7 protein-coding genes are annotated in these 13,026 nt (G+C 73.1%); 2 read left to right on the top strand and 5 right to left on the bottom strand.

Going from position 1 to position 13,026, the window contains the following annotated elements; all coding sequences use genetic code 11:
- Position 1 precedes the first annotated feature (1 nt).
- The 5 genes from ACLF6P_RS20930 to ACLF6P_RS20910 all read right to left on the bottom strand — a co-directional run bounded on the left by ACLF6P_RS20930 (position 2) and on the right by ACLF6P_RS20910 (position 9,571).
- Positions 2 to 2,326 carry a bifunctional glycosyltransferase/CDP-glycerol:glycerophosphate glycerophosphotransferase gene (locus tag ACLF6P_RS20930; protein WP_415952128.1) on the bottom strand — a complete coding sequence of 775 codons (2,325 nt, stop codon included), beginning with the start codon at positions 2,324 to 2,326 and terminating at the stop codon, positions 2 to 4.
- 155 nt (positions 2,327 to 2,481) lie between these two features.
- Positions 2,482 to 3,426: a carbohydrate ABC transporter permease gene (locus ACLF6P_RS20925; RefSeq protein ID WP_415952127.1), complete on the bottom strand. Its 945-nt coding sequence runs from the start codon at positions 3,424 to 3,426 to the stop codon at positions 2,482 to 2,484.
- Positions 3,423 to 4,778: a carbohydrate ABC transporter permease gene (locus ACLF6P_RS20920; RefSeq protein WP_415952126.1), complete on the bottom strand. Its 1,356-nt coding sequence runs from the start codon at positions 4,776 to 4,778 to the stop codon at positions 3,423 to 3,425. The genes ACLF6P_RS20925 and ACLF6P_RS20920 overlap by 4 nt, the downstream gene beginning before the upstream one ends.
- 9 nt (positions 4,779 to 4,787) lie before the next feature.
- Positions 4,788 to 6,152 (bottom strand): ABC transporter substrate-binding protein, encoded by a 1,365-nt coding sequence (locus ACLF6P_RS20915; RefSeq protein ID WP_415952125.1) that lies wholly within the window; start codon positions 6,150 to 6,152, stop codon positions 4,788 to 4,790.
- Positions 6,153 to 6,346: 194 nt separating this feature from the next.
- Entirely contained in the window at positions 6,347 to 9,571 is a 3,225-nt protein-coding gene (locus tag ACLF6P_RS20910) for an FtsK/SpoIIIE domain-containing protein (RefSeq protein ID WP_415952156.1), read from the bottom strand.
- A gap of 419 nt (positions 9,572 to 9,990) precedes the next feature.
- Between ACLF6P_RS20910 and ACLF6P_RS20905 the strand changes: the two genes are divergently transcribed.
- Positions 9,991 to 11,790: a serine/threonine-protein kinase gene (locus ACLF6P_RS20905; RefSeq protein ID WP_415952124.1), complete on the top strand. Its 1,800-nt coding sequence runs from the start codon at positions 9,991 to 9,993 to the stop codon at positions 11,788 to 11,790.
- Positions 11,791 to 11,957: 167 nt separating this feature from the next.
- A partial coding sequence (locus tag ACLF6P_RS20900) for a serine/threonine-protein kinase (protein WP_415952123.1) occupies positions 11,958 to 13,026 on the top strand: 1,069 nt, incomplete at its 3' end.

Here is a 13,026-nt window from a genome sequence, read left to right as displayed (position 1 = left end):
CTCAGCTGCCGGAGGTCTCCGGGGTGCTGGTGCGCATCGTGGCCAGACGCGGGTCGTTCGGCCGCGGCGGCGCGACCGGCGACGGCGGGTCGGTCGGCAGCGGCGGGGCGACCGGTCTCGGCAGGTCGACCCGCGAGGCGGCCGCCGGTACGGGCGTGCGCTCCGCGAGCGGGATGATCTCGGGCAGGCCCGCCGGCTGGCCGAGGAAGACATGGCGTACGACGCGTTCGGCGGCGCGCCCGTCGTCGTAGGGGCAGAAGCGTTCGCGGAACGCGCCCCGCAGCTGCGCCGAACGCGAGCCGCGCCAGTGCCCGGTGGCGAAGATGTCGATCAGCTCGTCCTCGCTGCGGGCGACCGCACCGGGCGGGAAGGCGCGCAGGTCGAAGTACGTGCCGCGGGCCGCCTCGTAGGCCTCCCAGTCGTCGGCGTAGATGACGATCGGGCGGTCGAGGTTCGCGTAGTCGAACATCAGGGACGAGTAGTCCGTGATCAAAGCGTCGCTGGCCAGGCAGAGGGTCTCCACGCTGGGGTGGCCGGAGACGTCCACGAGCCGGGCGGCGGATGCGGCCAGCGGCGTGTCGTAGAAGTAGTGCGCGCGGGTCAGGACCGTGAAACGCGGTCCCAGTTCCCGCAGCATCCGCTCCAGGTCGACGGGGGGCTTCTGGCTGCCGCGGTAGTCGCGGTGCGTGGGCGCGTAGAGGATCGCCACGGAGCCCTCGGGGATGCCGAGCGTCTCCCGGATCCGGCGGATGTCCTCGTGGCTCGGTCCCTGGAAGCGGTCGTTGCGCGGATAGCCGTATTCGAGCACCTGGTACGAGGAGGGGTAGACGCGCTCCCAGACCAGGGTCGAGTGCCGGTTGGCGGACAGGACGTAGTCCCAGGTGTCGACCTTGGACATCAGCCGGTGGAAGTCCATCGCGCGCGCGGCCGCCGGACGCTCCATCAGGTCGAGGCCCATGTGCTTGAGCGGGGTGCCGTGGTTGGTCTGGATCATGATCTGGCCGGGGCGCTTGACCATGCGGCGTTCGAAGTTCACGTTGTTGACCAGGTACTTCGCCCGCGCCAGCGCCGTCCAGTACGCCATCGTGCCCGGGGTGAGGCGGCGGGTGCCGGTCGGCACCTGGTGCTGGTGCTCCGGCCTGGCGATCCACGCGGTGCGGATCCCGGGCGCCAGCTCGCGCACCTTCGCCTCGATCGCGCCCGGATTGCAGGCGTACCCGCGGCCCCAGTACGCGGAGAACACCGCCTGGTCCGCGCGCACCGGCAGCCGCAGCTGGATGCGGTAGTGCAGCCGCAGCAGCGCGCCGCGCGCCAGGCGCTTCGCCGTGCCCGCCCAGCTCCGCAGCCTCCGTCCCCGGCGGCGCAGGGAGCACAGCAGCCGGTACATGGGCAGAGCGCCCGGCCTGACCAGCGCCTGCCGCAGCCGCAGCCGCGGCGGGACCCGCTCGCCCGCGGGGCGGTGGCGGAGCAGATGCTCTCGGGTGCGGCGAAGGAACTCGGCGCGGTCCGAGCGCGGCAGGCGGCCGCGGCGGGTGAAGACGACCCAGTAGTGATCGGCCATCCGCCGGTGGATCACCGGCCGCCAGTGGGCGAGTTCGGGCCGTGCGTCGAGGAAGGCGAAGACCCGCTCGTACTGGTCGAAGACATCGAAGTGCCTGCGGCTGGTGCTGCCGAGGATCGAGCCGCTGCGGCGCTGGCGGTAGTGGACGCACACCCGGTCGAGGACCGCGAGCGAACCGGCCGCGAGGAGGGCCGGATACGTCCAGGGGGTGTCCTCGTAGTAGCCGGGCGGGAAGCGGAGCTGCTCCCGCTCGACGAACTCGCGGCGGTACGCCTTGTTCCAGGCGACCTGGAGGACGTTGAGGAGCTCCGGCCGGTCCGTGAGGCGGAACGAGGCCGGGCCCTCCTCGTGCAGCAGCCGCGCGAGGGTGTTGCGGCTCACCTCGCCGTGCCAGTACGTGCGCGCGTAGTCGTAGAGGAGGACGTCCGGGCTGTCGGTCTCCTTGAGGCGCTCCGAGATCGCGCGCAGCGCGTCCGGGGTGAGGGTGTCGTCGCTGTCCAGGAAGATCAGGTACTCGCCGCTCGCCTGCGCCATCCCGGCGTTGCGGGCCGGTCCCAGGCCCACGTTCTCGGGCAGGTGCAGGGTCCGTACGCGCGGATCGGCGGCCGCGAAGGAGCGGGCGATCTCGGCGGAACCATCGGGGGAGCAGTCATCGACGACGATCAACTCGAAGTCGGTGTATGACTGTTGGAGTACCGAGGAGAGGCAGTCGTGCAGAAAGGCCTGCACCTTGTACACGGGGATGATCACACTGAACCGGGGCAAGGCGCATCCATGGGTCGGCGCGGGCGGACGGCCGTGAAACGGCCCTTGACGCCGTGGGGTTACGCCGGGCGTGGCATACGGGGGAACTTTCGGCAGCCGTGACGAGCGCCCCGCAGGTCAGTGGGGGCGCTCGTCAACTCCGCGTGGGCGTACGCCTACTTGACGGCACCCGCCATCACCCCGGAGACGAACTGCCGCTGGAAGGCGAAGAACACCGCGAGCGGGATGATCATCGAGAGGAAGGCGCCGGTCGCGAACGTGTCGATGTTCTGGCTGAACGCCCTCGACTGGCGGGCCAGGGCGACCGTGAGCGGCTGGGAGCCGACGTCGGAGAAGGTGAGCGCCACGAGCAGGTCGTTCCACACCCACAGGAACTGGAAGATGCCGAGCGAGGCCAGGGCGGGCCCGCCGAGCGGCATCACCACGGTGAAGAACAGCCGCACCTCGCCCGCCCCGTCAAGACGGGCGGCCTCCATGAGCTCCCGGGGGATCTGCGCGAAGAAGTTCCGCAGCAGGAACACCGCGAACGGCAGCCCGAAGCCCACATGGAAGAGGATCACGCCGAAGGTCTTCCCGAACAGGCCGATGTCCCCGAAGAGCCGGGCCAGCGGGATCAGCGCGATCTGCACGGGCACCACGAGCAGCGCCACCACGGAGACGAACCACCAGTCGCGGCCCTTGAAGTCCATCCAGGCGAACGCGTAACCGGCCATCGCGCCGATCACGACGACCATGACCGTCGAGGTGACTGTGATGTAGACCGAGTTGAGCAGCGCGTCGGTGATCTCCCGCTTGCCGAGCAGGTTCTCGTACGCCGCGGTGGTCAGCTCGGAGGGAGCGGTGAGCGCCGTCCACCAGCCCGATTCGGCCATGTCCGCGGGATCGCGGAAGGAGGAGACGAGCAGACCGACGGTGGGGGTGAGCCAGACCAGGGCCATCACGAGCAGGAACACCCGCAGCGCGCCGCCCGCCGTGCGGCCCGCGATCCGCGAGCCCAACGAAGGCTTGGCCGGGGCTGCGGCGGGTGCGGCCGTGGACCGGGCGGGTTCGGTGGCTGCGGCGGGTTCGGTGGCTGCCGAAGAAGCCGATGCGTCCGTCACCGTCGTCCCTCCTTGCGCAGGCGGCGGATGTTGACGATCATCACCGGCAGCACGAGCACCAGCAGGATGACGGAGATCGCGCTGCCGAGCCCGTGGTCGCCGCGCGGCCCGAAGGCGACCGTGAACAGTTCGAGGGCGAGGACGTTGGCATCGTCCTGCACCGGCTCCGGGGCGATGATGTAGACCAGGTCGAAGATCTTCATCACATTGATCATCAGCGTGATGAGGACGACCACCAGAACCGGTGCGAGCAGCGGCACCGTGATCCGCCGGAACACCTGCCACTCGTTCGCGCCGTCGACCCGCGCCGCCTCCAGGAGATTGCGGTCCACGCCCGCGAGCCCCGCCGCGATCAGCACCATCGCGAAGCCCGCCCACATCCAGGCGTACGCCCCGATGATCGACCAGGTCGCCAGGTTCGGGCTCAGCCAGTCGATGCCGTTGTACGGCGCCGCGAAATTCGAGGCCGGAAGCCGCAGTTGGGCACCCTCGGCCCGTGCGGGCAGCGTGAACGTGCCGTCGCCGCCCGCCGTGGCCGTGGCGACCACCTCGCCGTCCTTCACGGCCTCGACCTTGACACCCGGCAGCGCCTGCTCGCCGCTGTCGACGACGCCCTTCGTGCCCCCGCCGCCCAGCTTGAAATCAAGCCATACGGTGCCGCTGATGCCCTCCCCGGAGGGTTCCGCCGACTTGGCCGGGCCCGGATCGCCGGGCACCTTGCCGGGCGCGATGCCCACGAGCGGAAGCAGCGCCGGCTGCCCCGCGCGCGCCGCCGTCCGGGTGGTGAACGCGCCGCCGCCGGAGGCCACCAGGTCGCCGCCCGCGGCCGGGCGTGCCCTGGGGTACTGCGAGGACTCGGCGAAGGTGTCATGCACGCCCACGACCACGGCATTCGCCACGCCCTGCTCGGGATCGGCCTCGTAGACCATCCGGAAGATGATGCCCGCGGCCAGCATCGAGATGGCCATCGGCATGAAGATGATCATCTTGAAGGCGGTCTGCCAGCGCACCCGCTCCGTCAGCACGGCGAAGACCAGACCGAGACCCGTGACCAGGGCGGGGGCCACCGCCACCCAGATCGCGGTGTTCTTGAGCGCGGTGAACGTGGCGTCGTTCGAGAACACGTCGCCGTAGTTGCCGAGTCCGACGAAGGACGAGCCGTCCGCGCCGTAGAGACTGCGCCAGACCGAGTACCCGATGGGGTAGACCACGAGTGCGCCGAGCAGGACCACGGCGGGCAGCAGGAAGACCGCCACCAGCCAGGGCCGCGAACCCAGTACCCTCCTGCGCGGTGGAACGGGGGGCACCGGCAGCGCGCCGGCATCCCCCGGACGGGGCTTTGGCGTGGACATCGCGCGCCGTCAGTCCTTGTAGGCCTTGGCCGCCGCGCTCTCCAGCTGCTGCTGCATCCCCGCGACGTCATCGGGGTTCTTCAGGAAGTCCTGCAGGGCCTTCCACTCACCCTGGCCCTTCGTGCCGCCGAAGGCCGCCGGTGCCTGGTCGGACATGTCGAAGCGGAAGTCGTCACCGGCGTCGAGCAGCGCCTGGGCGATCTCGCGGGTGATGTCGTCCTTGTACCGCGTCATGTCCACGGACTTGTTGGGCGAGATGACGCCGCCCTGGGCCACCCAGATCTCGGCCGCGTCCTTCGAGGCCAGCCAGGTCAACAGGGCTTGGGTGCCCGCGTCGTCCTTCAGGCCCACGGCCACGTCGCCGCCGCTGACCACCGGGGAGGCCTCGCCGACGGCCGGGAACGGGAAGACCTTGGCGTCCGTGCCGAGCTTCGCGTCCGTGTCGGCGTTGATGTTGGCGGCGACGAAATCGCCCTCGTAGACCATCGCGGCCGGGGTGTCACCGGAGAAGGTCTGGGTGACCGACTTCGGGAACTCGGTGCGCAGCGCGCCCTCCGCGCCGCCCGCGATCAGCTCGTCCCTGCCCCAGAGTTCGGCCAGCGTCTCCAGAGCCTGGGCGACCGAGGGATCGGTCCACTTGATCTCGTGCCCGGCCAGCTGGTCGTACTTCTCGGGTCCCGCCTGCGAGAGATAGACGTTCTCGAACCAGTCGGTCAGCGTCCAGCCGTCCTGGCCGCCGATCGAGACGGGCGGCGAGCCCGCGTCGGACAGGGTCTGCGCCGCGTCCAGGAAACCCTTCCAGTCCTTCGGCGGCTCGCTGAGCCCCGCGGCTTCGAAGGCGGCGGTGTTGTACCAGACCAGGGACTTGTTGGCGGCCTTCGCATAGACGCCGTACTGGTTGCCCTCGTAGGCGCCGAGTTCCTTCCAGCCCGCGCTGAAGTTCTTGTCCAGCTGGGCCTGTGCTTCGGCGCCGAGGGGCTGTACCCAGCCCTTGTCCACGAACTGGTGCAGCACGCCCACCTGCGGCAGGAAGCCCACGTTCGGCGGGTTCTTGCCCTCGATCCTGGTGCCGAGGACGGTGGCGGTGTTGTCGCCGGTGGACAGGAAGTTCACCTTGGCGCCGGTGCGCTTCTCGAACTCGGCAAGGACCTTGCGGAAGTTCTCCTCCTCGGGGCCGGTCCAGGGGCCGGAGACTTCCAGCGTCTGCCCGCCCAGCTGGGGTAACTGCACGGACGCGGCGGTGTCCTTTCCGGTCCCGGTCCCCTTCCCGCCGCCCGGCTCGTCCCCGCTGTCGTCACCGCAGCCGGCGAGGGCCAGCGCCCCCACGGCGGCGAACACGACCGCACCCCTGCGTGTCCGAAGAGCCCTGCGCATGATGTGCCCCGCCTCTCCCGATTCCGCTGTCCGTGGCTACGGTCTACGCCCACGGGATGCACTCGGCAAGAGCGCCTGCGGTGTCAACTCCGGGATCGTGATGGGGTTTTTACCGAGCCCGGCCGCCCGCCCGAGCCCGGCCGCTCGCCCCGGGGCGGGTGCCCACTACGCCGTGGACTCACCCCGGGGAGTACTCACAGCAGCGACGGCACCTCGCGGGCCGCGACCGAGCGTGCCGCGCGCTCCAGGGCGCTGGCGAGCAGGGCCAGGTCCGTGGGGCCGTTGCCGAGTTCGCGGACCGGGCGGAGGGCCGGGGGATCACCCATCCGTTCCCATTCGAGCGCCACCGCGGTGGGCCGCAACGTGGCCGTACGGGGAATCCGCCCCGTGACCCGCCCCGCCTGGAACGGCACCACGCGCCCGTCGGCGAACAGCACCCGCCCCCGCCCGGGCGCCGGATCCTCCGGCGCCGCGGAGGGCGCGGCGAGCACGATCCGCACCGCGGCCCCCCGATCCGGCAGGGACTGCGCGGTCCGCTCCGGCCGGCCGCTCGCGGCCACGAGATGCACCCCGAGCCGCTCCCCCTCCCGTACGACGGCTTCGAGCGCCCGCACCACCGACCCGGCCGACGGACGCCCCGGCGCGCCGAGCGCCGGGGAGACCAGCGCGTCCACATCGTCGACGATCACCACGAGCCGCGGCAGCGCGGTCTCCTGCGAGTAGGCGACCGCACCCTCCGGATTCCGCGCCCCCGCACGCAGTTTGAGCGTCGAGCTGGGCGGTGCCTCCAGATCCGCGGACCCCTCCGCACCGCCCGGACCGTCACCGCGCACGGCCCCGGGGCGCTGCGCCCCCGACCGCTGCGCCACCATCCGCCCGGCCACCGCCCGCCCCGTATGCCACTCGGCGAAGCCTTCGAGCCCGAGCAGCTCACCGCGCCGCTTCAGCTCGGCCGTGAGCGACTGCGCGAACTCCCGCATCCGTACGGGATCACTCGCGGCCAGATGCGTCGTGACATGCGGCAGATCCGTCGCGGGCCGCAGCCCGCCGCCGCGCTCCGCGCCCGCCCCGTCCACGAGGACGAGCCCGAGCCGGTCGGGCCGTTCGGCCGAGGCCAGCGAGGCGGCGAGAGCGCGCAGCAGCTCGGTGCGCCCGCTGCCCGCCGGGCCCTCGACGAAGACATGCGGTCCCTGTGCGACCAGATCCGCGCAGACCGGCCCGCGCGGCCCCGCGCCGAGCACCGCCCAGGCGCGCCCGCCGGGCGAATCGTGATCGTCCGCGGCCGCCGCCCAGCGGGCGAGCAGCGAAGGGGGCGTGGCCCGCGCGAGGCCCAGCTCGTCCAGGAGCCGGGCCGCCTGCGGCAGCGGCGAGGAGAGCCGGGCGGCCTGCGGCCCGCTCTCCGCCGTACGCAGCGGCGCGAGCGCCCGCGCGAAACGCTCCGCCCAGGCCGCCGAGACCGCGTCCACCGAGGCGACGGTGCCGTGCCCGGCGAGCTGCCCGCGTGCCGTTCGCAGCAGCCGCAGGGCCGTGGCCACATCGCCGCTGAGCAGCGCCACCGCGCCGCAGGAACGGAAGGCGGGCTGGGCCGTGCAGGCCGCCTCATACGTCACCGAGACCGGTGAGGACGGTGATGCGGCCGGGGTCTCGGCGAGACACAGCACATGTATTCCGGCCTGCGGCCCCTCCTCGGCAAGCCGCACCGTCGCCGCCCGCAGTGCCGCCGAACCCGGATCGCCGTCCACGACGAGCAGGGTGCGGGGACCCGCGGGGCCTGCGGTGCCGGCCTCGTCGAGTCGTTCGTCGAGCTGTTCGTCGAGCTGTTCGTCGATCCGCCGCAGCAGCTCGTCGGTGCGGGCCGCCGCCTGCTCGCGGTCGTAGGCGAGGAGCAGCCTGCAGTCCTCGCCGCGGGCCGGCCGCAGATGCGGCAGCCAGCCCAGCCAGGACCATTCGGCGAGCCGCTGCTCAAGAGGCCGCGAACGGTCGGTGCTGAGCAGCACGATCTCCAGATCGGCGGGCGCGTGCAGCGCCGCCAGCTGCGCGAGCACGCAGCGGGCGAGCCCAAGGAGCCGTGACCGCGGGCCCGCGAGGCCCAGACCGCCTGCCTCCCGCAGCCCCACTGTGACCGGTACGGCAGGGAGCAGCGCGCTCGCCTCGGTGAGCGGCCGGTCGACCGTGCCGAGCCGCACCGCCAGCGCCTCGGGGTGCTCACGGCCGCGCTCCCACAGGCGCGGGCCCGGGCCCAGCGCGGTCAGGAGCAGGGTGGCCGGATCGGGCCAGGTCTCGGGCGGCGCGGGGGCCGGTTCGGCACGACCGGCCGGCCGCGCGGCGGGCTCGCCCGCGGGTGCTGCCTGCTCGCCGCGCCCGCCGGTGAGCCGGCGCGCCCAGGCGCCGATGCCGCGGCGGCGCAGCTGGCGCGGGACGGTGGTGCCGCGGGCCGGTGTGCCCGTCCGCCCGTGCTCCCTCGGCTCCTCGCCCCCGCCCGGGGCCGTGGCGGCCAACTCGGCCTGCCCGTAGGTGTGATGGGTGTGCTCGGCGGGCGGTACGGCACCTGGCGGGCTTTGCGCGGGGACGCGGGGGCGTTCGGGGTGAGCGCCCTGGGGCGTCCCGTCCCGGGGGCCGGGTGCGGGGGTGCCTGGTGTGTGAGCGCCTGGGGGGTGGGCGGCCGCGTCATCCCGTACGAGAGGGGTCGCACCTTCGTGTACGGGGCCGGGCCCCGGGGCGTGCACCGGGGCGGCCGTCACGGTTGTCACGGCTGTCCCGGCCGTCACCCGAAGATGCCCCTCCCCGTCCGGCGCCGTGGTCAGCGGACCGGGGTCCGCCGACGTGGACAGGCGCAGCGTCGACTCGCCGATGCGCAGCAGCGCGCCGGGGGTGAGACGGCGCGGGCGGTCGTGGACCGGGGTGCCGTCGAGGCTCGTGCCGTTGGTGGAGCCGAGGTCGGCCACCGAGACGCGGCCGTCCTCGGCGAGGGTGACCGCGCAGTGCAGCCGGGAGACGTCGGGGTCGTCGAGCGGGACGTCCGCGTCGGCGGAACGGCCGATGGTGATCCGGCCGCCGTGCAACAGGTGGATGCCGCCCGCGTCCGGACCGGCGATCACATGCAGCCTGGCCTCGGCGCTCTGCACGGTGGGCGCGGGCTCGGCGGGGGAGTGCAGGGTGAGGACCGCGCCGTCGATCAGCGGGGGCTCGCCGATCAGGCAGTTCCCGGCGTCGAGCCGCTCCGGCCCCGCGTACAGCACGACGGGCCCGTCGGCGGCGCCCGTCGCCGCGGCCAGGCCGGAGGCGACGGCCGCGAGTGCGGTGCCCGCGGGCGCTGTGACCAGCACGTCCCGGGCGCTGTGCGCGCGCGCCGACTGCGCGCTGCGGCCACCCTCGGGACCTGCCCTGAGCGGCCCGATAACGGTCAGCCGGATCTGCATCGCCGTCAGCGGTCCCTTCTGCGCGGGTGCCCGGCGGGGATCCGTCTCCAACGGGAACGTGGCCCCCACCGCACACGGCATAGCTCCGTGCCGTAGGCATCTTCGCACCCGCCACCGACAACACGCCCGTCGACCACCCGTAAGTGATCTTGATTGATCGAGTTTTCCGTCTTTGGTGTCCAAAACGCCCTCGTCGGTGCGGAATTGGGGAGGCGCGGGTCGGGCGCGCGGGTCGGGCGCGCGCGGGGCGGGCGCGCGCCGCGGCAACCAACCGTCCGGGACCTGCGTCTTCCCCCGGAACAGGGCGTACGGGGGCGTACGGGAGCGCGGGGCCGAGCGCACACCGGCGCCCCGCTCGGCCGGACTACAGTGGGGCGGAAGACCGATCGACCACCAGATCGACCAACAGGGAGCGCGACGTGCGGCCGGTAGGCAGTAAGTACCTGCTCGAGGAGCCGCTCGGACGCGGAGCCACGGGCACCGTCTGGCGGGCCCGTCAGCGCGAGACGGCGGGCGAGGAGGCGGCCGTCCAGGGCCGTCCCGGCGAGACCGTCGCGATCAAGGTGCTCAAGGAGGAGCTGGCCAACGACGCGGACGTCGTGATGCGCTTCCTGCGCGAGCGCTCCGTGCTCCTGCGTCTGACGCACCCCAACATCGTGCGCACCCGCGACCTCGTCGTCGAGGGCGACCTCCTGGCGCTGGTCATGGACCTGATCGACGGCCCCGATCTGCACCGGTACATCCGGGACAACGGCCCGATGACCCCGGTCGCCGCCTCCCTCCTCACGGCCCAGATCGCCGACGCGCTCGCCGCGAGCCACACCGACGGCGTGGTCCACCGCGACCTCAAGCCGGCGAACGTGCTGCTCAAGGAGGACGAGCACGGCATGAGCCCGATGCTCACCGACTTCGGCATCGCCCGCCTCGCCGATTCGCCCGGCCTGACCCGTACCCATGAATTCGTCGGCACGCCCGCGTACGTCGCCCCCGAATCCGCCGAGGGCCGACCGCAGACCTCCGCAGTCGATGTCTACGGCGCCGGGATCCTGCTGTACGAGCTGGTCACGGGCCGTCCGCCGTTCGCCGGCGGCACCGCCCTCGAAGTGCTGCACCGCCACCTCGCCGAGGAGCCGCGCCGCCCCGGCGCGGTGCCGGAACCGCTGTGGACGGTCATCGAGCGCTGCCTGCGCAAGTCCCCCGAGGAGCGTCCGAGCGCGGAGAACCTGGGCCGCGCGCTGCGCGTCGTCGCCGAAGGCGTCGGGGTGCACGCGAGCGGCGAGCAGATCGCCGCGGCCGAGGGCGTCGGCGCACTGCTCGCGCCCGACCCCGCGCCCGCGAGCGTCCCCCCGGTGCCGGGTTCCGCCGACCCCACGCAGGTACTGCCGCAGGGCGCCGGTTCCTATTCCTACGACCCGAACGCGGCAACCAATGTGATGCCGCACACGGCGAACCCCTCCGGCGCCCCCGGTGCTCCTTCCGGCCCGGACGCGGACCCCACCACGGTGATGCCGAACCGTGGCGCCGCCGATCCGACCGCCGTGATGCCCCCGGTCCCGCCGGGCGCCCCGCAGACCGGCGGCGGCCCCGACGACCCGCACCCGTGGCAGAACCAGATGCGCGCGGCCCGCGACCGCAACGAGCAGACGCAGGTCCAGTACCTCGACCCCGGCGAGGACCCCCTGCGGCGCCGCCCGCAGCGCCAGGTCCAGCGCGGGCAGGGGCACCGCGGCCAGCAGCAGCGGCCGGCTCCCCAGCAGGGGGCACCCCAGGGGTACGGATATCCGCAGCAGCACCAGCAGCAGTACGCGCCCCAGCCGCAGCAGCCCCAGCCGCAGCAGCCCCAGCCGCAGCAGCCCCAGCCTCAGCAGCGCCAGCCCCAGCGGTACGCGCCGGCTCCGCAGCCCCAGCCCCAGCCGCAGCGGTACGCGCCCCCGGCGCAGCAGCAGCCGCCGCAGCCGCCCCCGCAGCAGCCGCGGGCGCCCCGGCAGCGCAGCGCCAATCCGATGCGGATCCCCGGGCTCGGCTGCCTCAAGGGCTGCCTGTTCACGATCGTCATCATGGTGGTGGCCGCCTGGCTGATCTGGGAACTGACCCCGCTGCAGGAATGGATCGGCCAGGGCCGCTCCTTCTGGGACCAGATCACGCACTGGTACGGGAACGTGTCCGACTGGATAGGGGATCTGGGCGGCGAGGAGTTGCCTACCGGCGGCGGCCAGTAGGCGATCCGGGCTCCGCGCGCACCGCACTCCCTCGGCGCCCCAGCGTCCCGGCCGCACCACGGCCTCGTAGATTTGTCGACATCCGGCGAGTGATTTCCCTGCGGAAGGCAGGCGTCGGCGCCGAAGCCGCGTAGCTTTGTCGGCAACTGGAGCCCGTAGGAGCAGTCTTGGCACGGAAAATCGGCAGCCGGTACACCGCCCACCAGATCCTGGGACGCGGCAGCGCCGGCACGGTCTGGCTCGGCGAAGGCCCCGAGGGGCCCGTCGCGATCAAAATGCTGCGCGAGGACCTCGCCGCCGACCAGGAGCTGGTCGGCCGTTTCGTGCAGGAGCGCAGCGCGCTGCTCGGCCTCGACCACCCGAACGTGGTCGGCGTCCGCGATCTCGTCGTGGACGGCAACGACCTCGCGCTCGTCATGGACCTCGTCCGCGGGACCGATCTGCGCACCCGGCTCGACCGCGAGCGCAGGCTCGCCCCGGAGGCGGCCGTCGCGATCGTCGCGGACGTCGCGGACGGGCTTGCCGCGGCGCATGCGGCGGGCATCGTGCACCGGGACGTGAAACCGGAGAACGTGCTGCTCGACATGCAGGGCCCGCTCGGCCCCGGCGGCTCGCACCCGGCCCTGCTCACCGACTTCGGCGTCGCGAAACTCGTCGACTCGCCGCGCCGCACCCGGGCCACGAAGGTCATCGGCACACCGGACTACCTGGCCCCCGAGATCATCGAGGGCCTGCCGCCCCGCGCCGCCGTCGACATCTACGCCCTCGCGACCGTCCTCTACGAGCTGCTCGCCGGCTTCACCCCCTTCGGGGGCGGGCACCCGGGCGCGGTCCTGCGCCGCCACGTCACGGAGACGGTCGTACCGCTGCCCGGTATCCCGGAGGAGCTGTGGCAGCTGATCGTCCAGTGCCTGGCGAAGGCGCCCGCCTCGCGGCTGCGCGCCTCCGAGCTGGGGGTGCGGCTGCGCGAACAGCTGCCGCTGCTCGCGGGGATACCGCCGCTGGACGTCGACGAACCGGAACCGGAACACGCCGAGGAACCCGAGGCCGGGCCCCCCGCCGCCGAGCCGGAGGCTCCGCGGCGTGGCGCGGAGCCGCTCGTGCCGGGCTCCACCCCCGATTCCAACCGGGACACGCATACGTCGATGCGGGTGCCGGCGCCCGATGAGCTCGCGGGCGGCGCACGCGGCACGGCCCGCGCGCCGCGCGCGAGCTCATCGGGCGCCGGCACCCCCA

Source organism: Streptomyces lothianensis (genome assembly GCF_047779955.1).
Classification (GTDB): domain Bacteria; phylum Actinomycetota; class Actinomycetes; order Streptomycetales; family Streptomycetaceae; genus Streptomyces.
Note: the sequence above shows the minus strand (reverse complement) of the source record. Positions and strands in the feature narration are given on the sequence as shown.